17 protein-coding genes are annotated in these 19,592 nt (G+C 66.1%); 8 read left to right on the top strand and 9 right to left on the bottom strand.

What is annotated here, in order from left to right:
- Nucleotides 1-24 precede the first annotated feature (24 nt).
- Both AC1DHL_RS05965 and AC1DHL_RS05970 read left to right on the top strand, forming a co-directional pair.
- The gene (locus AC1DHL_RS05965) at nucleotides 25-3,297 is read left to right on the top strand and encodes an efflux RND transporter permease subunit (protein WP_478161285.1); all 3,273 of its coding nucleotides are present in this window, start codon (nucleotides 25-27) and stop codon (nucleotides 3,295-3,297) included.
- A 2-nt stretch (nucleotides 3,298-3,299) separates the two neighbouring features.
- Nucleotides 3,300-4,775 (top strand): efflux transporter outer membrane subunit, encoded by a 1,476-nt coding sequence (locus AC1DHL_RS05970; protein WP_478161287.1) that lies wholly within the window; start codon nucleotides 3,300-3,302, stop codon nucleotides 4,773-4,775.
- Nucleotides 4,776-4,781: 6 nt separating this feature from the next.
- On the opposite strand, the gene AC1DHL_RS05975 is transcribed toward AC1DHL_RS05970, so the two are convergent.
- From AC1DHL_RS05975 to AC1DHL_RS05995, 5 genes are all read right to left on the bottom strand, one after another.
- The gene (locus tag AC1DHL_RS05975) at nucleotides 4,782-5,642 is read right to left on the bottom strand and encodes an ABC transporter permease subunit (RefSeq protein ID WP_478101324.1); all 861 of its coding nucleotides are present in this window, start codon (nucleotides 5,640-5,642) and stop codon (nucleotides 4,782-4,784) included.
- Complete coding sequence (locus AC1DHL_RS05980) at nucleotides 5,639-6,568, bottom strand: ABC transporter permease (RefSeq protein WP_478101323.1); 930 nt, start codon at nucleotides 6,566-6,568, stop codon at nucleotides 5,639-5,641. The genes AC1DHL_RS05975 and AC1DHL_RS05980 overlap by 4 nt, the downstream gene beginning before the upstream one ends.
- Nucleotides 6,565-7,638 (bottom strand): ABC transporter ATP-binding protein, encoded by a 1,074-nt coding sequence (locus tag AC1DHL_RS05985; protein WP_478161289.1) that lies wholly within the window; start codon nucleotides 7,636-7,638, stop codon nucleotides 6,565-6,567. Before AC1DHL_RS05985 ends, AC1DHL_RS05980 begins: the two co-directional genes overlap by 4 nt.
- A gap of 269 nt (nucleotides 7,639-7,907) precedes the next feature.
- Nucleotides 7,908-9,035 carry a polyamine ABC transporter substrate-binding protein gene (locus AC1DHL_RS05990; RefSeq protein WP_478161291.1) on the bottom strand — a complete coding sequence of 376 codons (1,128 nt, stop codon included), beginning with the start codon at nucleotides 9,033-9,035 and terminating at the stop codon, nucleotides 7,908-7,910.
- A gap of 126 nt (nucleotides 9,036-9,161) precedes the next feature.
- Nucleotides 9,162-9,365, bottom strand: a complete 204-nt coding sequence (locus AC1DHL_RS05995) for a hypothetical protein (protein ID WP_478101320.1) — start codon at nucleotides 9,363-9,365, stop codon at nucleotides 9,162-9,164.
- Nucleotides 9,366-9,494: 129 nt separating this feature from the next.
- Here AC1DHL_RS05995 and AC1DHL_RS06000 point away from each other — a divergent pair, with 129 nt between their 5' ends.
- Genes AC1DHL_RS06000 through AC1DHL_RS06015 form a run of 4 tightly spaced genes read left to right on the top strand, consistent with a single transcriptional unit; the run spans nucleotide 9,495 to nucleotide 13,343 of the window.
- Nucleotides 9,495-10,964 carry a cobyric acid synthase gene (locus AC1DHL_RS06000; protein WP_478161293.1) on the top strand — a complete coding sequence of 490 codons (1,470 nt, stop codon included), beginning with the start codon at nucleotides 9,495-9,497 and terminating at the stop codon, nucleotides 10,962-10,964.
- Nucleotides 10,961-12,004, top strand: a complete 1,044-nt coding sequence (cobT, locus tag AC1DHL_RS06005; protein WP_478161295.1) for a nicotinate-nucleotide--dimethylbenzimidazole phosphoribosyltransferase — start codon at nucleotides 10,961-10,963, stop codon at nucleotides 12,002-12,004. The genes AC1DHL_RS06000 and cobT overlap by 4 nt, the downstream gene beginning before the upstream one ends.
- Nucleotides 12,001-12,798: an adenosylcobinamide-GDP ribazoletransferase gene (locus AC1DHL_RS06010; protein ID WP_478161296.1), complete on the top strand. Its 798-nt coding sequence runs from the start codon at nucleotides 12,001-12,003 to the stop codon at nucleotides 12,796-12,798. Before cobT ends, AC1DHL_RS06010 begins: the two co-directional genes overlap by 4 nt.
- A complete protein-coding gene (locus AC1DHL_RS06015) occupies nucleotides 12,795-13,343 on the top strand; it encodes a histidine phosphatase family protein (protein ID WP_478161298.1) in 549 nt (182 codons plus the stop codon). Before AC1DHL_RS06010 ends, AC1DHL_RS06015 begins: the two co-directional genes overlap by 4 nt.
- 7 nt (nucleotides 13,344-13,350) lie before the next feature.
- Here AC1DHL_RS06015 and AC1DHL_RS06020 read toward each other — a convergent pair whose 3' ends face one another.
- Nucleotides 13,351-14,205: an Ivy family c-type lysozyme inhibitor gene (locus tag AC1DHL_RS06020; RefSeq protein ID WP_478161300.1), complete on the bottom strand. Its 855-nt coding sequence runs from the start codon at nucleotides 14,203-14,205 to the stop codon at nucleotides 13,351-13,353.
- Nucleotides 14,206-14,259: 54 nt separating this feature from the next.
- A complete protein-coding gene (nth, locus tag AC1DHL_RS06025; RefSeq protein ID WP_478101310.1) occupies nucleotides 14,260-14,898 on the bottom strand; it encodes an endonuclease III in 639 nt (212 codons plus the stop codon).
- Between the two features lie 66 nt (nucleotides 14,899-14,964).
- Here nth and AC1DHL_RS06030 point away from each other — a divergent pair, with 66 nt between their 5' ends.
- The gene (locus AC1DHL_RS06030) at nucleotides 14,965-16,152 is read left to right on the top strand and encodes an aminotransferase-like domain-containing protein (protein WP_478161302.1); all 1,188 of its coding nucleotides are present in this window, start codon (nucleotides 14,965-14,967) and stop codon (nucleotides 16,150-16,152) included.
- A 14-nt stretch (nucleotides 16,153-16,166) separates the two neighbouring features.
- Here the strand turns inward: AC1DHL_RS06030 and blaOXA are convergent, their stop codons facing one another.
- Complete coding sequence (gene blaOXA / locus AC1DHL_RS06035) at nucleotides 16,167-16,952, bottom strand: class D beta-lactamase (RefSeq protein WP_478161428.1); 786 nt, start codon at nucleotides 16,950-16,952, stop codon at nucleotides 16,167-16,169.
- Between the two features lie 142 nt (nucleotides 16,953-17,094).
- Here blaOXA and AC1DHL_RS06040 point away from each other — a divergent pair, with 142 nt between their 5' ends.
- On the top strand, nucleotides 17,095-18,246 hold the full coding sequence (locus AC1DHL_RS06040) for a serine hydrolase domain-containing protein (RefSeq protein WP_478161304.1): 1,152 nt from the start codon (nucleotides 17,095-17,097) through the stop codon (nucleotides 18,244-18,246).
- Nucleotides 18,247-18,333: 87 nt separating this feature from the next.
- On the opposite strand, the gene AC1DHL_RS06045 is transcribed toward AC1DHL_RS06040, so the two are convergent.
- Nucleotides 18,334-19,590: a cystathionine gamma-synthase family protein gene (locus tag AC1DHL_RS06045; RefSeq protein ID WP_478161306.1), complete on the bottom strand. Its 1,257-nt coding sequence runs from the start codon at nucleotides 19,588-19,590 to the stop codon at nucleotides 18,334-18,336.
- Nucleotides 19,591-19,592 lie beyond the last annotated feature (2 nt).

The following is a 19,592-nucleotide window of genomic DNA, read 5'->3' on the forward strand; positions in this document are numbered from 1 at the left end:
CCCGGCCATGACGGGGGAATCACCATGAATCTTTCCAAGTTCTTCATCGACCGGCCGATCTTTGCCGGCGTGCTCTCGCTCCTGATGCTGATCGCGGGGCTGATCGCGCTGCGCGGACTGCCGATCTCCGAGTATCCCGAGGTGGTCCCGCCGTCGATCGTGGTGCGGGCCAACTATCCCGGCGCGAACCCGAAGGTGATCGCCGAGACGGTGGCCACGCCGCTGGAGGAAAACATCAACGGGGTCGAGGGCATGCTCTACATGAGCAGCCAGGCGACCACCGATGGCCTGCTCACGCTGACCGTGACCTTCAAGCTCGGCACCGATCCGGACAAGGCGCAGCAGCTCGTGCAGAACCGCGTCTCGCAGGCCGAGCCGAGGCTGCCGGAAGAAGTGCGCCGGCTTGGCATCACGACCATCAAGAGTTCGCCCGATCTCACGATGGTGGTCCACCTGTTGTCGCCCAACGGCCGCTATGACATGACCTACCTGCGCAACTACGCGGTGCTCAACGTCAAGGATCGGCTGGCGCGTGTGCAGGGCGTGGGCGACGTGCAGTTGTTCGGCTCGGGTGACTACTCGATGCGCGTCTGGCTCGATCCGCAGAAGGTCGCGCAGCGCGGCCTCTCGGCCAGCGACGTGGTGCGCGCGATCCGCGAACAGAACGTGCAGGCCGCGGCCGGCGTGGTGGGTGCATCGCCGGGCTTGCCGGGCGTGGACATGCAGATTTCCATCAACGCGCAGGGCCGCCTGCAGACCGAGGAAGAGTTCGGCGACATCATCGTCAAGACCAGCGCCGACGGTGCCGTGACGCGGCTGCGGGACGTGGCGCGACTCGAACTCGGCGCGTCGAGCTACGCGCTGCGTTCGCTGCTCGACAACAAGGACGCGGTGGCGGTGCCGATCTTCGCGGCGCCGGGTTCGAACGCGATCCAGATCTCCAACGATGTGCGCGCCACCATGGCCGAGTTGAAGAAGAACATGCCCGACGGCGTGGACTACAGCATCGTCTACGACCCGACGCAGTTCGTGCGCGCGTCGATCGAATCGGTGGTGCACACGCTGCTGGAGGCCATCGCGCTCGTGGTGCTGGTCGTGATCCTGTTCCTGCAGACCTGGCGCGCCTCGATCATTCCACTGCTCGCGGTGCCGATCTCGGTGATCGGCACCTTCGCGGTGATGCACCTCTTCGGGTTCTCGATCAACGCGCTGAGCCTGTTCGGGCTCGTGCTCGCGATCGGGATCGTGGTGGACGACGCGATCGTGGTGGTCGAGAACGTCGAGCGCAACATCGAGGCCGGGCTCAGTCCACGCCAGGCCACCTACCGCGCGATGCGCGAGGTGTCGGGGCCGATCATCGCGATCGCACTGGTGCTGGTGGCCGTCTTCGTGCCGCTGGCTTTCATCAGTGGCCTGACGGGGCAGTTCTTTCGCCAGTTCGCGCTGACGATCGCGATCTCGACCGTGATCTCTGCGATCAATTCTCTGACGCTGTCGCCCGCGCTCGCGGCGCTGTTGCTGCGGGGCCATGATGCGCCCAAGGATGCGCTGACGCGTGGCATGGACCGCGTGTTCGGTCGCTTCTTCCGTGGCTTCAACCGCGTGTTCCACCGCGGTGCCGAGGGCTACAGCAGCGGCGTGAAGGGTGCCATCTCGCACAAGGCGATCCTGATGGTGATCTATCTGGCGCTCGCGGGCCTGACCTTCGGACTCTTCAAGGCCGTGCCCGGCGGCTTCGTGCCGGCGCAGGACAAGCAATACCTGATCGGCTTCGCGCAGTTGCCTGACGGTGCCACGCTCGACCGCACCGAAGAAGTCACGCGCCGCATGAACGAGATCGTGATGAAGCAACCGGGCGTCGAGCACGCAATCACCTTCCCGGGGCTGTCGATCAACGGCTTCACGAACAGCTCGAACTCCGGGATCGTCTTCGTGAGCCTGAAGGACTTCGACGAGCGCAAGGCTGCGAACCTCAGCGCGGGTGCGATCGCGGGTCAGCTCAACGCGCAGTTCAGCCAGATCCAGGACGCGTACATCGCGATCTTCCCGCCGCCGCCGGTACAGGGACTGGGCACGACGGGCGGATTCAAGCTGCAGCTGGAAGACCGGGGTTCGCTGGGCTACGCAGCCATGGATGGCGCGGTCAAGGCCTTCATGGCCAAGGCCCGCCAGACACCGGAACTCGCGGGCATGTTCACGAGCTGGCAGGTCAACGTGCCGCAGCTCTACGCCGACATCGACCGCACCAAGGCACGCCAGCTCGGCGTGTCGGTGACGGACGTGTTCGACACCATGCAGATCTACCTCGGGAGCCTCTACGCGAACGACTTCAACCGCTTCGGCCGCACGTACAGCGTGCGCGTGCAAGCCGATGCGCCGTACCGCGCGCGGGCCGAGGATGTGGGCCTGCTCAAGGTGCGCTCGGCGAGCGGCGAGATGGTGCCCCTGTCGGCGCTGATGAACATCCAGCCGACCTACGGGCCGGAACGCGCCATGCGCTACAACGGCTTCCTTTCCGCCGACATCAATGGCGGACCGGCGCCCGGCTTCTCGTCGGGCCAGGCGCAGGAAGCCATCGAGCGCATCGCGGCGGAGACGTTGCCGAAGGGCATCAGCTTCGAATGGACGGAGCTCACCTATCAGGAGATCCTGGCCGGCAATTCGGCGCTGTGGGTGTTCCCGCTCGCGATCCTGCTGGTGTTCCTGGTGCTCGCGGCCCAGTACGAGAGCCTGACGCTGCCGGTGGCGATCATCCTGATCGTGCCGATGGGCTTGCTGGCGGCGATGACAGGTGTTTGGCTATCGAAGGGCGACAACAACGTCTTTACCCAGATCGGGTTGATGGTGCTGGTCGGCTTGTCGGCGAAGAACGCGATTTTGATTGTCGAGTTCGCACGCGAGCTGGAGTTTGCGGGGCGCACGCCGATACAGGCGGCGGTCGAGGCGGCCCGGTTGCGGCTGCGCCCGATCCTGATGACTTCGATGGCCTTCATCATGGGCGTTCTGCCGCTTGTGCTGTCGACCGGTGCGGGTGCCGAGATGCGCAAGGCGATGGGTATCGCGGTGTTCTCCGGAATGATCGGGGTGACGGCCTTCGGCCTGTTCCTGACGCCGGTGTTCTACGTGCTGCTGCGCCGCATGACGGGCAACCGTCCGCTCAAGCTGCATGGCGAGGTGCCGCACGTCGACGCCTTCGTCTCCGGCGATCAACCCGTGGCGGGCGCCCATTCCGGCCCGGTCGGGGGTGGTCCGCTGCGGCCATCGCCCGCCGCGCCGCTCAAGTCACTGGAAAGCTGAACATGAAAACCGAAACACAAGCCAAAGGCCGTCCATGGCGCGCCGCGCTGCTGCCGTTGCTGGCCGCACTGGTGCTCGCCGGTTGTGCCACCGCGCCGTCGGAGCCGCCGTCCTTCACCCCGCCCGCACAGTTCAAGGAACTGACCATCGCGCCCGGCGAGGGCACCTGGACGCGGGCCCAGCCGGCAGAGGCGCAACCGCGCGGCGAATGGTGGCGCGCCTTCAACGATCCTGTGCTCGACAAGCTGATCGAAAGCGCTGACGCGCGCAACACCAACATCCAGGCGGCGGCGGCGCGCCTGGCCGAAGCGCGCGCCCTGGCGCGCAGCACTGACGCAGACCGATCGCCGCAGCTTCGTGCCCTTGCAGGCGGCGTTCGCAGCGCCGGCCTAGACCGCAACTTGACCCAGAGGCCTTCGTCGCTGGTCACGGCGGGCGTCGATCTGTCCTACGAGGTCGATCTCTTCGGCAAGCTCGCGCGTGCCAGCGATGCGGCGCGGCTGGACGCGGATTCGCGCGAAGGCCTCCTACAGAGCACGCGGCTGCTGGTCGAGGCCGAAACGGCGCAAACCTACCTGTTGCTGCGCTCCGTCGACGCGGAACGTGAGTTGGTCCGCGACACGGTCGAGGCTTACCGCGAAACGCTGACGCTCATCCAGCGGCGCCAGCGGGCAGGGGACGTCGCCGAGCTCGACGTGGCACGCGTCGAGACCGAGGTCGCTTCCACCGAATCCGACGGCCTCACGCTCGATCGGCGCCGTGCGGAACTCGAACATGCGCTGGCCGTGCTGGCCGGTGACAACGCTTCCGAATTCGGTGTGACCACGGAAGACTGGTCGACCGCGTTGCCGACGATCCCGCCCGGCGTGCCCGCGACGGTGCTGACGCGCCGGCCGGACATCTCCGCGGCGCAGAAGTCGGTATTGGCGGCGCAGGCGCGCGTCGGTGTCGCGCAGGCGGCGTGGTTCCCGGACATCGCGCTGACCGCTGGCGGCGGCTATGCGTCCTCCAACTTCGGTGATCTCTTCAATTGGTCGGCCAAGTCCTGGGGCATCGGTGCGCTGCTCGCGTTGCCGATCTTCGATGGCGGGCGACGCGAGGCCGGTCTGCAAAACGCATCCGCGCAGCTCGATGGCGCGCTCGTCAACTACAGGGCGCAGGTGCTGGAGGCCTTCAAGGAAGTGGAAGACCAGCTCTCCTCGCTGCGCATCCTGGCGCAGCAGTCCGAAGTGCAGGCCAAGGCCGTGACCTCGGCGACCCGGGCGACAACGCTGTCCGATTCGCGCTATCGCAATGGGTTGGTGAGCCAGTTGGACTTGCTCGACGCCCGTCGCCAGGAACTGGCGAACCGCCGGCAGGCACTGCAGGTGCGGTCGGCGCAATACCAGTCGACGGTGAGCCTGATCCGCGCGCTGGGCGGCAGTTGGGATACACAGGTGGCCGCGACGGATTCGAAGGCGCAGGTTGCCGCGCGTTGAGACTGCTCAAGGCTGCTCGGCAGGAGCCCCGTTCCTGAGCGCGGCCTGTTGCTCCCTGTAGAGCCGGCGTTCCCGCGACGCGATCAGGTAGCTCGACGCCACGACGAAGCAACCGACGACCGCGACCACGATCGTCGCCAGCGCGTTCACGGTCGGGTCCAGCCCCAGCCGGGCGCGCGAGAAGATCACCAGCGGCAGCGTCGTCGATCCAGGTCCCGACAGAAAGGCCGACATCACCACGTCGTCCAGCGACAGCGTGAACGTCAGCAGCCATGCCGCTGCCAGCGATTGGGCAATCATTGGCAGCGTCACGAGAAAGAAGACCTGCATCGGCCGCGCACCCAGGTCCTGCGCCGCTTCCTCGTACTGTGGATTGAGGTCGCGCAGCCGGGCGCCGATGACCACCGTGGCATAGGCGATGCCCACCAGCAGGTGCCCGAGCCAGATCGTCACGATGCCGCGCTCCGGAAAACCGAACACGCGCTGCACCGACACCAGCATCAGCAGCAACGACAAGCCGACGATCACCTCGGGCATCACGAGCGGCGCGCTCACCATGCCGGAGAACAGCGTGCGGCCCCTGAAGCGCGGAAATCGATCGAGCGTGAAGGCTGCCAGCATCCCCAGCACGATGGCGCCGCTGGCGGTCGCGGCGGCGATGCGCAGCGAGAGGTACAACCCGTCGCGGATGGCCTCGTCCCCCACGAGCTTGTGATACCAGCGCAGGCTGAAGCCGGCCCACACGTTGGGCACCGGCGAGTCGGTGAAGCTGAAGACGACCAGCGCGACGATGGGCAGATAGAGAAAGCCGAAGCCGAAGGCCAGCCACAGACGGCTGGTCCAGCGTCCGGCGCGCGTGGTGATCATCGGCGGGCCGCCTTCGCCTGGTTGTTGCTGAAGATGGCCAGCGGAACAATGATCAGCAACATCATCGTCACGGCGACACCGGAGGCCATCGGCCAGTCATTGTTCGAGAAGAACTCGTCCCACAGCACGCGGCCGATCATGAGGGTCTCGGGGCCGCCCAGCAGTTCGGGGATGACGTACTCGCCCACGCAAGGGATGAACACCAGCATCGCGCCCGCGACGATGCCGGCCCTGGACATGGGCACCGTGATGCGCCAGAACGCCTGCCACGGCGTCGCGCCGAGGTCCTGCGCGGCTTCGAGCAGTTGCAGGTCCAGCTTGGACAGCGTGCCGTACAGGGGCAGCACCATGAAGGGCAGGTAGGTGTAGACCATCCCGAGCACGAGCGAGAAGGGCGTGTACATGAACTGCCCCGGCGCCGAGATGAAGCCCAGCGGCAGCAGCAGATGGTCGGCGTGCACGGCACTCAGCAAGCGCCCGACCCACCCGGTCTGCGCATCGAGCAGCCCTTTCCACGCGTACACGCGAAGCAGGAAGCTGGTCCAGAAGGGCAGCATCACGCCCATCAGCAAGAGCGGCTGCGCCGCAGCCGAGGCGCGCGCCATGAAGTAGGCAAAGGGGTAGCCGATCAGCAGGCAGATCAGCGTCGTGACACCGGCATACAGCAGCGAATGGGCGTAGGTCGACAGGTAGATCTCATCCTGGAGGATGGTCGCGTAGCTTTGAAGGTTGAGCTTCATGACCAGCGACTGGTCGGCAAAGGTGAACAGGTCGCTGATCCGCGCGCCATCCATTTCCGCGAAGCTGATGCGCAGGACGATGAGGAAGGGCAGCAGGAAGAAGACGAGCAACCACACGTAGGGCGTGCCGATCACGAGCGAGCGCGCCTTGAAGGCGCCGAGCCAGCGGCGAGGGGATGCCGTCACTGCGTCAGCACGACCTGCGAGGTCGGCAGCCAGTGGGCCCAGACGACGTCACCTTGCGCCGGCGTGCCGTCGTGATGGCGCATGCGGTTCTCGACCTGGGCCTTGATGCTCACTCCGCTCGGCAGCCCCAGGTGGTACATGGTGTAGTCGCCGAAGTACGAATGGGCGGTGATCACGCCGCGCACCTGATTGCAATCGCCTTCGGGCTTGTCGAGGCTCAGGCGGATCTTCTCGGGGCGAATGGCGACCGTGACGGACTGGCCCTCATGGCCCGTGATGCCGTGGCCGACGCGGTGCAGGACGTCCGGGCAACGGACCTCCACGTGGTCGGCCTCGCTCGCCACGATGGTGCCCTCCATGAGGTTGACGTTGCCGACGAAATCCGCGACGAAGCGCGTCGTCGGCGTCTCGTAGATGTCGGCCGGGCTGCCCACCTGGACGAAGCGGCCTTCGCTCATCACGGCCATGCGTGAGGCCATGGTCATCGCTTCTTCCTGGTCGTGGGTCACCATCACGCAGGTCACGCCGACCTGCCGGATGATGTTGACGAGTTCGATCTGCGTCGCCTCGCGCAGCTTGCGGTCCAGCGCGCCGAGGGGCTCGTCGAGCAGCAGGAGTTGCGGGCGCTTGGCGAGACTTCGCGCAAGCGCCACCCGCTGCTGCTGCCCGCCGGAGAGCTGGTGCGGCTTGCGCTTGGCAAACTGGGTGAGCTGCACCAGGCGCAGCATGTCTTCCACGCGCGATGCGACTTCGTCCTTCGGCCGCTTGTCGCGCCGCAGACCGAATGCGACGTTGTCCCAGACCGTCAGGTGCGGAAACAGCGCATACGACTGGAACATCATGTTGATCGGCCGCTCGTAGGGCGGCCGGCCGGCGAGGTCGACACCGTCGAGCACGACACGGCCGGACGTCGGCGCCTCGAAGCCCGCCAGCACCCGCAGCAGCGTGCTCTTGCCGCAGCCGGACGAACCGAGCAGCGCGAAGATCTCGCCGCGCGCAATGTCCAGGCTGACCTGGTCGACGGCGCGGTATTCGCCGAAATCCTTCGTGACCGATTCGATGTGAAGCATGTTGCTCGCCCCCAGGTTGGCTCACTGCGTGTAGCCGCCCACCCCCTACCGGGGGCGCCGCGCTGCGGCCCGGCAAAGCCGGTTCCGCCGCAGCCCACGAACAGACGCGCTGCGCGCAGCCGACAAGCAACCACAGCGCTGGGTTCCCCTGGGCGGCGCAGCCAGGCCTGTTGGTGAAACACCGCGGAACTGGCTTTGCCAGGCCGCTGGTGTTGCCCCCTTGAGGGGGGAGGCGGCTACACGAAGTGAGCAAGCAACGGGGGTGGCTTTCATCTTTTTGCTTTGAAATTCGTGAAGGTGCGTGTGATGAGCCTGAGCGTGGCCTGGTCGGGTGTGTCCGGCGCGATCATGGTCGACAGGGCCGCCTCGTCAGGGAATACCGCCTTGTCCTTGGCGAGTGCCGGGTTGACGAACTTCATGGCGGCCTTGTTCGGGTTGGCGTAGAACACCTTGTTCGTCAGCGAGGCGTGCACCTCGGGCCGCAGGATGTAGTTGATCCACTTGTAGGCGTTCTCTGGGTGCTTGGCGTCCTTGGGTATCGCCATCGTGTCGAAGAAGAGCAGGCCGCCCATCTTGGGCAACTCCACCTCGAGGTTCTGTGGATTCCTGGCCTTGGCCGACTTGTCCTTGGCAATCATGATGTCGCCGGACCATCCGATCACCGCGCACAACTGCCCCTTGGCCATCTGGTCGATGTAGTCGGAGCCGGAGCCGGAGAAGCGCGTCACGTAGGGCCGCACGGCCTTCAGCATCTCGCCGGCGGCCTTGTAGTCGTCAGGGTTCTTGCTGCGCGGGTCCTTGCCGAGGTACTTGAGCGCAATCGGGAGGACCTCCGAAGGGGTGTCGAGGAAGGAGACGCCGCAGTCCTTCAGCTTCGCCATGTACTCGGGCTTGAAGACGAGGTCCCAGGCGTTCTCGGGCATGGGCGTGGTGCCGAGCGCCTTGCGGACCTTGTCGGCGTTGATGCCCACGGTGGTGTAGCCCCAGAGCCAGTCGACCAGGTGTTCGTTGCCGGGGTCCATCTTGGCGAGTTGCGCCTGGATGGCCGGATCGAGATTGGCAAGGTTGGGAATCTTCGACTTGTCCAGCTTCTGCAGCAGTCCGGCCTGGATTTGCATCTTCGCAAAGTGCGAGCCGGGAACGACGATGTCGTAGCCGGACATGCCGGCGACGAGCTTGGCGTGGAGGGCCTCGTTGCTGTCGAAGAGGTCGTAGCGGACCTTGATGCCCGTCTCTTTCTCGAAGTTCGCGACGGTGTCGTCAGCGATGTAGTCGCCCCAGTTGTAGACGTTGAGGACCTTCTCCTCGTCGGCCCGCGCTGTGGCGGCCGAAAGCAAGGTGGCGAAAGCCAGCAATGCGTGGAGGAGCGGCGACCGGCGGGACGGGCAAAGCGTCATCGTTCAAATCCTCGTCAAATCGACATCGGGCCTCGAAAGAGTCCGGGGCCGGCGCCAAGTTCCGGCGCGGCGGAGATGGTAGCGCGCCACCGAACGCCGCCGTCGACCGATCGTCCAGTTCGCGCCCTATGCGGCGATGAGCTTGCGCAGCGCGTTGGCACCCATCACGAGCGCGCTGGAATAGTCCGGCTGCGGTGTCAAGGTGGTCTGCAGGCGCTGGTAGTGAATCGCGTCCGTCGCGTCGCTGCTCAGGGCTTCCAGAAGAACCCAGAAGAATTGATTCGGTTCGCGCTCCTCGACCGTGAGCGCGATATCGCGTAGTGCGGGCATTCGCCGTGGCTCCCTTCCTTGTTGTTGATGCAGACCTGAAGCTACCGGCGAATCGAATGCATATTTTGGTATTCATCTGATGGCGATTCCGGAAGCGTGATGGAGTTCACGTAAAGGACAATCAGCCCCATGATTCCCAATGTGGTAGATGGCCGAGCCCGCTGCGTGATGGTGCTCGGCACCACCAGCGGCGCAGGCAAGAGCTGGATCGCGACTGCGCTGTGTCGCTGGTATGAGCGGCAGGGCCTCAAGGTCGCGCCGTTCAAGGCCCAGAACATGAGCAACAACGCGCGCGTCGTGCTGGGCGGTGAGATCGGCAGTGCCCAGTACTTCCAGGCGCTTGCCGCCCGCGCCGAGCCCGACGTGCGCATGAACCCGTTGCTGCTCAAGCCCGAACGCGACACGCACAGCCAGGTCGTGCTGCTCGGGCAGGTCAACCGCGAGCTCACGGCGCTGCCCTGGCGCGGCCGCAGCGAGCGCGTCTGGCCGCAGATTGCCGGGGCGCTCGACGCGCTTCGCGTCGACAACGACGTCGTGGTCATCGAAGGCGCCGGCTCGCCGGCCGAGATCAACTTGATGGCAAGCGACATCGTCAACCTGCGCGTCGCCCGGCATGCCGATGCGCGCTGCCTGCTCGTGACCGATATCGATCGCGGCGGTGCTTTTGCGCATCTCTACGGCACCTGGGCGCTGATGCCGCCGGCCGATCGCGAATTGCTGGCCGGCTTCGTGCTCAACAAGTTCCGAGGCGACGCCTCGCTGCTCGCCCCGGCGCCGCAGCAGTTGCAAGCGCTGACCGGCGTGGCGACCGTTGCGACGCTGCCCATGTGGTGGCAGCACGGATTGCCGGAAGAGGATGGCGTCTTCGACGACCGCAGCGTCGCCAGCGGCGAGGTCACCCGCACCGTCGCCGTGGTGGCCTACCCGCGCATCAGCAACCTCGACGAATTCCAGCCCCTCAAGAACATCGCCGGTGTGCGGTTGCGGTGGGCGCGCAGTCCGGCCGACGTGGCCGGCGCGGACTGGATCATCCTGCCCGGCTCGAAGAACACCAGTGGCGACCTTGCGTGGATGCGCGAGCAGGGCCTGGACCGCGCCGTGACTGCACACGCGGCGCGCGGCGGCGCCGTGCTCGGCGTGTGCGGCGGGCTGCAGATGCTGGGCGAGGCGCTCATCGATCCGCATGGCGTCGACGGCAACGGGCCCGGTCTCGGGCTGCTGCCGGTGGTCACGTTGTTCGCCGCCGACAAGACCGTCCGCCATCGCGAAGCCACATTCGCCACGGTGTCGGGCGATTGGGCCGCGCTGTCGGGGATCACCGTGCGCGGCTACGAAATCCATCATGGGCAGACGGCCGAGCATGTCGCCATGGCCGCGGCTGGCGATCGCGCCACTGCGGTGATGCCTGACGAACTGGCTTGGCAGAATGCAGGCGGCAATGTGCTGGGCCTCTATCTGCATGGCTTGTTCGAGGATCCCGCCGTGCTGCAGGCCCTCTTCGGCGTCGCCGCGCGCACCCTCGACACGGTGTTCGACGGCCTCGCCGACCACATCGATTCCCACTTTCAACCGGGCGTGCTCCGCTCCCTCATCGAATGACGCTACAACTTCCCTCGGTCGACGACATCGCCGACACCGTGCTCGCCGCGCGCCTGCAACACCTGCTCGACAGCAAGACCAAGCCCGTCGGCGCGCTGGGGAGGCTGGAGGCGCTGGCCGCGCGCCTGGGGTCCATCCTCGGCACCACGGACCCAGTGCTCGATGCGCCGCAGATGCTGGTCTGCGCCGGCGATCACGGCTTGGCTGCGCGCGGCGTTTCGGCCTATCCCAGCGATGTGACCTGGCAGATGGTCGAGAACTTCCTGGCCGGCGGCGCGGCCGTGAGCGTGCTCGCGCGGCAGCACGGGCTGGCGCTGACGGTGGTGGACTGCGGCGTGCGCCACGATTTCGCGCCGCGCGATGGCCTGCTCATCCGCAAGATCGCCGCAGGCACCGCGGATGCGTCCGTGGGGCCTGCGATGACTGTGGCGCAGTGCGAGGAGGCCATTGCCAACGGCATGGCCCTCATGCACGAGCTCCCCGGCAATGCGGTGCTGCTGGGCGAAATGGGCATCGGCAACTCGTCCGCTGCCGCGATGCTGCTGGCCCGCCTGTCGGACCAGGACATCGATGCCTGCACCGGCGCCGGCACCGGACTGGACGCTGCCGGACGTGCCCACAAGCGCCAGGTGCTGCGCGGCGTGCTCGAACTGCATGCCGACGCCACCGATCCGCTCGCCGCACTGGCGGCTTTCGGCGGCTTCGAGATCGCCACGCTGGTGGGCGCGGTGTTGCAGGCGGCGCATGAGCGACGGGTGATCGTGCTCGACGGGTTCATCGCCAGCGCGGCGGTGCTGGTGGCCCAGGCGCTGCGCCCGAACGTCGTGCAACGCTGCGTGGCCGCGCATGAATCGGCCGAACCTGGCCACCGTCTGCTGTTGCATTTCCTCGGGCTGCAGCCTTTGCTGGAACTGGACCTGCGGCTGGGCGAGGGCTCCGGCGCGGCCCTCGCGTGGCCCTTGCTTGAATCCGCCTGCCGCATCCTGCGCGAGATGGCCAGTTTTGAATCCGCGGGCGTTTCGCGGCGGGACGAGCCATGAACGGCGTGCGCCACTTCCTGTTGGCGCTGCAGTTTTTCACGCGCGTCCCGGTGACGGGCCAGTTGGCGGGATGGGTGGGTTTCAGCCCGGCGATGTTGCGGGCCAGCGCCGCGCACTTCCCCGGAGTCGGCTGGCTCGTCGGCGCGGTTGGCGCGGGCGTGTTCTGTGTCGCACAGATCGGGCTTCCGGGCTTGGCCGGCGCGCTGGTCGCCGCGGTGCTTTCCACGGCGGCGACGGTGTGGATGACCGGGGCGTTCCATGAAGACGGACTGGCCGATGTCGCGGACGGCCTGGGCGGTTCGGCCGATCGTGCCCGGGCGCTGGAAATCATGAAGGATTCGCGCATCGGTGCCTTCGGCGCCATCGCACTGGTGCTCGCGCTCGGCATGAAGATCGCGTTGCTGGCAACGCTGGCAGGGCAGGGGATGCTTACCGTGGTCCTGGCCCTTGTCTGCTCTCATGTGCTGTCGCGTCTTGCGCCGCTGTTCCTGATCCGCTGGCTGCCCTACGTGGGCGACGAGAACGCGGCGAGCAAGTCCAAGCCGCTGGCCGACGCGATCGGCGGCGGCGCGTTGCTGGCGGGTGTGGCGTGGGCGCTGCCGGCGGTTGCGTGGTTGCTGACGGCGCTCGGATGGATACGAGGCCTGGCGCCGATTCTTCTCTGCACGTTGGCTGCGCTGTACATGGCGTGGCTGCTGCAACGCAGACTTCAGGGCTTCACCGGCGATGGACTGGGCGCCACGCAGCAGGTGTGCGAACTGGCAATCTATCTGACGCTCGCCTGGCGGGTATGAAGCTCCTGCTTGTGCGTCACGCGCGAACCACCGCCGCCGATGGCCTGTGTTACGGGCGCACCGACGTTCCGGTTTTGCCCGAGGTGACGCGCGCCGCAGCCGAGCGCGTCGCGCCGCAATTGCCCACCGGCGTGGCGCTGACCTGCTCGCCGCTGTCGCGTTGCGCCGAACTCGCTCGAGCCATCGTCGCGCTGCGGCCCGACCTGCGCATGATTCACGATCCCCGCCTTGCCGAGATGGACCTCGGCGATTGGGAGGAGCAACTCTGGTCGGCCATCGACGCTGACGAGTTCGAAACCTGGACCCGCGACTTTGCGGACACGCGCGCAGGCGGAAGCGGCGAAAGCACGCGCCAGTTCATGCAGCGCGTGGGGGAGGCCTTCGATGCCTGGCGCGCAGGGGGACGCGATGCCGTCTGGGTCACGCACGCCGGCGTGATTCGTGCCGCATGGTTGCTGAGCGACGGCATGCGTTGCGTCGAGCGCTCCGACCAGTGGCCCGCCCGGCCGATCGCGTTCGGCGAGTGCGTCAGCATCGAGTTCTGACGCTCTGTCAGCGGGACTTCCGGAATTCACCTTGCCACAGGCGGCGCAATTCGGCGGCCATGGCGGGCGGCGGATCGCCCAGCAGGGTGTCGCGGTTCACGCGGTGGATGAAGGCATAGATGCGTGGCTCGCCGGGGCTGTAGAGCTGCACGACGTTGTTGTCGTAGCAGTCGTGCGCCTTGCAGAAGGCATTCAGCACGTAGCGGTTACCGCCGATGGTGACCCAGCGCGGTTCGGGCGCGGGGCCGTCCATTTCGGCGAGCCAGGGTTCGCGTGCCCCGCCGAGCATGGAGCGCCAGGTCTTGCCGAAGCGCGGATCGGCAATCAGGACCGCGGCATTGACGCTGCCCGCGGCCGACGGTGGAGGTGATGCTGGAGAAGGTGGGGGCGGTGCTGCCGGACGAACCACGCCCGGCTGAGGCGCACCCCCGGCAGCGGCGATCGCCGCGCCCTCGCACTGGCGGTACCTTCGCCCCGTGAGCGACGGCCCCAGCGCCGCACGCACGTTCTGCGAGCCGTCGATCTCGACATAGTTGCCGACGCGGTCGCGATTCACGATGAAGATCAGCTCGGACATCCCGCGCACCTGGCTCAGCAGTGCGACCTGGAATGCCTTGGGGGGCGACTGGCCGAAGTAGCTGTAGACCGCTTGCGGATCGAGCCCCGTCATGCGCTGGTTGCCGAGTTCGACCAGCAGCGCATCGGGCAGCACGCGCAGCCTGGCCATCGACGGATTGCCGCACGCGACGGAATAGGTGCCGCCGTAGCGGACCATCGTGTCGGCGTCGAGCCGCTCCCGCGACCATCCCGATGCCGGCGCGGCGAGGACGCAGAGCAGCAGGAGCCGTGTCGCGATGTGCATGGCAGCGGCATCATCGCGGCTGCCGTGCGGAACCGCAAGCGGCGATCAGCACCCTCAGGGCGCCGGCGTCTTGGGCTTGTAGTCGCAATAGGGCGCCACGGCGCACTTCCAGCACATGGGCTTGCGCGCGACGCAGACATAGCGGCCATGCAGGATCAGCCAATGGTGGGCGTGCAGCCGGTATTCGGCAGGTACGCGCTTCTCCAGCTTGAGTTCGACCTCCAGCGGCGTCTTGCCCGGCGCCAGCCCCGTGCGGTTGCTGACGCGGAAGATGTGCGTGTCGACGGCCATGGTGGGTTCGCCGAAGGCGACGTTGAGCACCACGTTGGCCGTCTTGCGGCCGACGCCCGGCAGCGCTTCGAGTTCGGCTCGCGTCTTCGGGACTTCGCCGCCATGCCGCTCGATCAGCATTCGGCAGGCTTCGATCAGGTGCTTCGCCTTGCTGCGGTAGAGGCCGATGGTCTTGATGTAGCTCTCCAGCCCTTCGATGCCGAGGTCGAGGATGGCCTGTGGCGTGTTGGCGACCGGGTACAGCTTGCGCGTCGCCTTGTTCACCCCCACGTCGGTCGCTTGCGCCGACAGCAGCACGGCCGCGAGGAGCTCGAAGGGCGTGCTGTATTCGAGTTCGGTTTCGGGCGTGGGGTTGGCGGCCTGGAGTGTCGCGAAGAAAGGTTCGATCTCGGCTTTTTTCATCGTGGCGGCGAGTTTAGGCTGCCTGCGACAATGGACGGCTGCAACTCTCCGACTGAAGGCCCTCTCATGCAATTTGCTTCCCGCCTCGACAATGTTGAAACCTCGGCCATCCGCGAACTCTTCAAGCTGCTGGGGACGCCCGGCATCATCAGCTTTGCGGGCGGCTTTCCGGACAGCGCGATGTTCGATGTCGAAGGGTTGAGGGAAGCCAGCTCGAAGGCCCTGGCGGAAGAACCCGGCGGCGCCCTGCAATACGGCGCGACCGAAGGCTATGAGCCGCTCCGCACCCAGCTCAGCGCATTCATGAAGACCAAGGGCGTCGAAGTCGACCCGAGCGGCCTCATCGTGACCACCGGCAGCCAGCAGGCGCTCGACCTGCTGGGCAAGACGCTCATTTCTCCCGGCGACAAGGTGATCGTCGAAGGCCCGACTTTCCTGGCGACCATCCAGTGCTTCCGTCTCTATGGCGCGCAGCTGATCAGCGCGCCGATCGACGCCAACGGCGTGCGCACCGACGAGCTCGAAAAGCTGATCGCCGAGCACAAGCCGAAATTCGTCTATCTCATTCCGACCTTCGGCAATCCGAGCGGCGCCATGCTGAGCCTGGAGCGGCGCAAGAAGGTGCTGGAGATGGCGGTGAAGTACCAGACGCTGATCGTCGAGGACGACCCCTATGGCGATCTCTACTTCGACAAGGCGCCGCCGCCGTCGATCATGTCGTTGACCAAGGATGTCCCCGGCAGCCGTGAGCTGGTCGTGCATTGCGGCAGCCTCAGCAAGGTGCTGAGCCCGGGCCTGCGCATCGGCTGGATGATCGGCGCGCCCGAACTGCTGGCGAAGGCAACGATGTGCAAGCAATTCAGCGATGCGCACACCAGCACATTCGCGCAAGCCACGGCGGCACAGTACCTGAAGAGCGGCCGCATGCCGGCGACGCTGGCCAACGTGCGCAAGGTCTACGGGGAGCGTGCACAGGCGATGGGTGCGGCATTGCAGAAGGAACTCGGCGATGCGATCACCTTCACGCAGCCTGGTGGCGGTCTCTTCTTCTGGACTCGCCTGACCGGTGCCAATGGCAAGATCTCCGACGCCAACGTGTTCGCCAAGCGCGCCATCGAAAAGCTCGTGGCCTTCGTGCCGGGTGCGCCGTTCTTCGCCGAGAAGCCCGACGTCGCGACGCTGCGCCTGAGCTTCGCGACCGCCAACGTCGAGAAGATCCAGGAAGGGATTGCCCGGCTCGGGTCGGCGCTCTGAAGCGACTGCATCTGTTACTGCATCTTGGGTAGGGCGTCGATGGAGCGCAGAACGCTCCGCGTGATGCCCTGCCGCTTTGCAAGGTCGCCGAGCCTGTTCGGAGTGTCGATGTTCAAGGCGAAGAAGACGGGGCCGGTGGGCCACTCGACCCAACCGACCCACCAGCCGATGGTTCCGCTCCACCCCGTCTTTGCGCGCAGTATCCAGTCCGGACCCGCTTCATTGATCATCACGTCCTTCACCAGCCTCTGGTGTTCGACCTTGAAGGGCAGTTGGTTGCGGTAAAGCCGCTGCAGGAATGCAATCTGCTCGAAGGCCGAGATGGCGAGGTCGCCCTCGACCCAAAACGGCTTTTCGCCCGTGGCGACCGCATTGCCATAGCCAATCTTGCGCATGTAGGCGGTCTCGCGCGCATCGCCGAGTTGCTTGGCGAAGCGCTCATACACCCAGACGGTGGAGTTCCTCATGGCGGAACGCAGATCCTGGTCCTGGTTCCAGGCCGGCTGGGACCGCTTCACGCCGTCCCAAGGGATGACCTGGAATTCATCGCGCAGCACGCCGGCGTCGAGCGCGAAGAGGCTGTGCGGAATCTTGAAGGTCGAAGCTGGCGAGTAGCGTCGCTCGGCACGCGCCGAGTTGTACACATAGGCGTTTTCAGACTTGCCTCGGGCGTCGAGCACGACGATGCTGCCTTGTGCATCCGCTTCCGTGAAGACGTGGGACCACTCGGCCTTTTCCTGGAACTGCGGGACGGCCAGCGCGACTGGAGCAAACCCTGCGGCAAGGGCGGCGAGGATGATGATGTTTCGGCGATTCATGGCCGAAAGTCTAAAGAAGGTCCGCATGCATGAAGGATGAAAAATCCTCGCTCGCGAAGGCCCAATTTGCTTTCGGCGCAGAATGTCCCGCGCACAGATTCACCCACTCACAACGGAGACGATCATGGCATTCGACGGTTCGGCTATCTCGGCGTTACTGGACGGAGTTGTATCGAAGGGCGCTGTGCACGGCATTGCGGCCGTGGTGGTCGACCGCAACGGTCAGTTGTTTCACCATGCGGCCGGCGAGGCGAGCGAACGAACGGTGTTCCGCAATGCATCGATGACCAAGGCCGTGGCCACGACCGCGGCGCTGCAACTCATGGAGCAGGGACGGCTGAGCCTCGATGCCACCGTGGAATCCATCCTGCCGGAGTTCGGGAAGCTGTCCGTCCTGGACGGCTTCGACGGCGACAAGCCGCGCCTTCGACCGCCTGCCAGCAAGGCCACGGTGCGGCAGCTCATGACGCACTCGGCCGGCCTGGGGTACTTCTTCCTCAACGAAAAGCTGCTCAAGTACCACACCGTGACGGGGGAGCCCCACGCCCTGTCGGGCTTGAAGCGCAGCCTGTCGGTGCCGATGGTCAACGATCCGGGCACCGCGTGGGAATACGGCGTCAACACCGACTGGCTCGGGCTCATCGTCGAGAAGCTATCGGGGCAGAGCCTCGGCAGCTACCTGCAGCAATTCGTCTATGGGCCGCTGGGAATGAAGGACTCGACCTTCACGCCCAGCGCCGAGCAGCGCGAACGGCTGCTGCCCGTGAAGCAACGCCAAGCCGACGGCACACTCGCGCCATCGCCGTACGACTTGCCGCCCAGTTCGGAGTGGGACGCCGCCGGTCACGGCTCCTACGGAACGGTGCAGGACTACGGCCGCTTCGTGCAGGCCTGGCTGAACGACGGCGCCGGAATCCTCAAGCCCGCTACGGTGCAGATGGCACTGCAAGACCACCTTGGCCAGATCAAGGTGCCGGAGCTTTTGAAGTCGGCGATGCCGGATCTGTCGAACGATGTTCCTTCACTTCCGGTTCCGCAGTCCTGGGGGCTGGGCTTTCATCTCACGCTGGCCGATTTGCCCGGCATGCGCAGCAACGGGACCGGCGACTGGGCGGGTGTTTTCAATTCCTACTACTGGATCGACCGTTCGAAGGGCATTGGCGGCGTCCTGATGACGCAGGTGCTGCCATTCTTCGACATGCCCGTGATCGAGACACTTATGGGCTTCGAGACGGCGGTGTACCAACAGGTGGGTGCGGCCGTGCCTGCGGCTTGACCGGAAGAGCAGGTCCCACACCGAGATACTGTCAGGCAGGCTTGTCATGCCCGCGATTCTCGTGCCTCGCGGGACAGGTCTCACTGTCTATTCGGAACGCAGGGCTTGATCGAAATCCGCGATCAACTCGTCCGCAGGCTCCAGGCCGACCGAGACACGGACGAGCCCGTCGGCAATGCCCATCTCGGCGCGCACCTTCGGGCCTGCCTCCCAGTAGATCGTTGGCGCAACCGGAATCACGAGCGTCCGGTTGTCGCCCAGTCCCGTGGCCTTGATCGGCAGCCGCAGGCGATTGAGCGCAGCGAGCATGTCGATGCCCTCGCGCAGTTCGAACGCAAGCAGCCACGAGCCCGCCTTGAAATGCCGCTGCGCCAGCGCGTGCTTCGGATGGCTCTCCAGCATCGGATAGTGGACCGCACCGACGGCGGGGTGAGCTTGAAGGAAGCGCGCGAGCGTCAACGCCGTGGCGCTGGTCTGCGCCACACGCAGTGCGAGCGTTTCGGCGCCGAGGCTGATGCGGTGGGCCTGCTCGGGCGACAGGGATGCACCCATGTCCCGCAGCCCCTTCTTGCGGATCTGCTGCAAACCCTGCTGCCGTGCGTCGAGGTTTCGATAACTCGCAGAGATGTTGGGATACGCCGCCCAGTCGAAAAGACCGGTATCCGTGACCGCGCCGCCCAGCGCCGCGCCATGCCCGCCGATGGTCTTGGTCAGCGAATTGATGACCAGCCCCGCGCCGACCGTTTTCGGCAGGAAGAGGGCGGGCGAGGTGATCGTGTTGTCCACGACGTAGAGCAGGCCGCGCTCGCGGCACAGCGCGCCGATCGCTTCGAGGTCCGGAATCTGTGTGCCGGGGTTGGCGACAGTCTCCACGAAGACCAGGCGCGTTTCCGGCCGTAGCGCCGCGCGTACGTTGTCCACGGAGCCCGCATCGACCTTGGTGACACCGACGTCCAGGTCATTCAGCGTGCCGAAGAGGCTGTTGGTGTTGCCGAAGACGAAGTGGCTCGACACCATGTGATCGCCGGCGCGCAGCAGCGTGAGGAAGATTGCGCTGAGCGCGGCCATGCCGGTCGAGAAGCAGACGGTGCCGATGCCCTGTTCCAGCAGGCTGATCTTGGCTTCGAGCGCGGCGGTGGTCGGCGTGCCTTGCCGCGCATAGCTGTAGGCTCCCTTGAGGGTGCCCTGGAAGACGCCGATGAGGTCTTCCACGCGGTCGAAGTTGAACTGCACCGCGGTATGGATCGGCTTGTGAATGCTGCCGTGTTCGGTGCCGAAGCGCCGGTCGGCATGCACGATGTCGGATGCGGTAGGCGTGCGCCTGTCGTCGCTGGCTTCGCTCATGG

The sequence above is a fragment of the Variovorax sp. 10L426 genome (assembly GCF_056395305.1).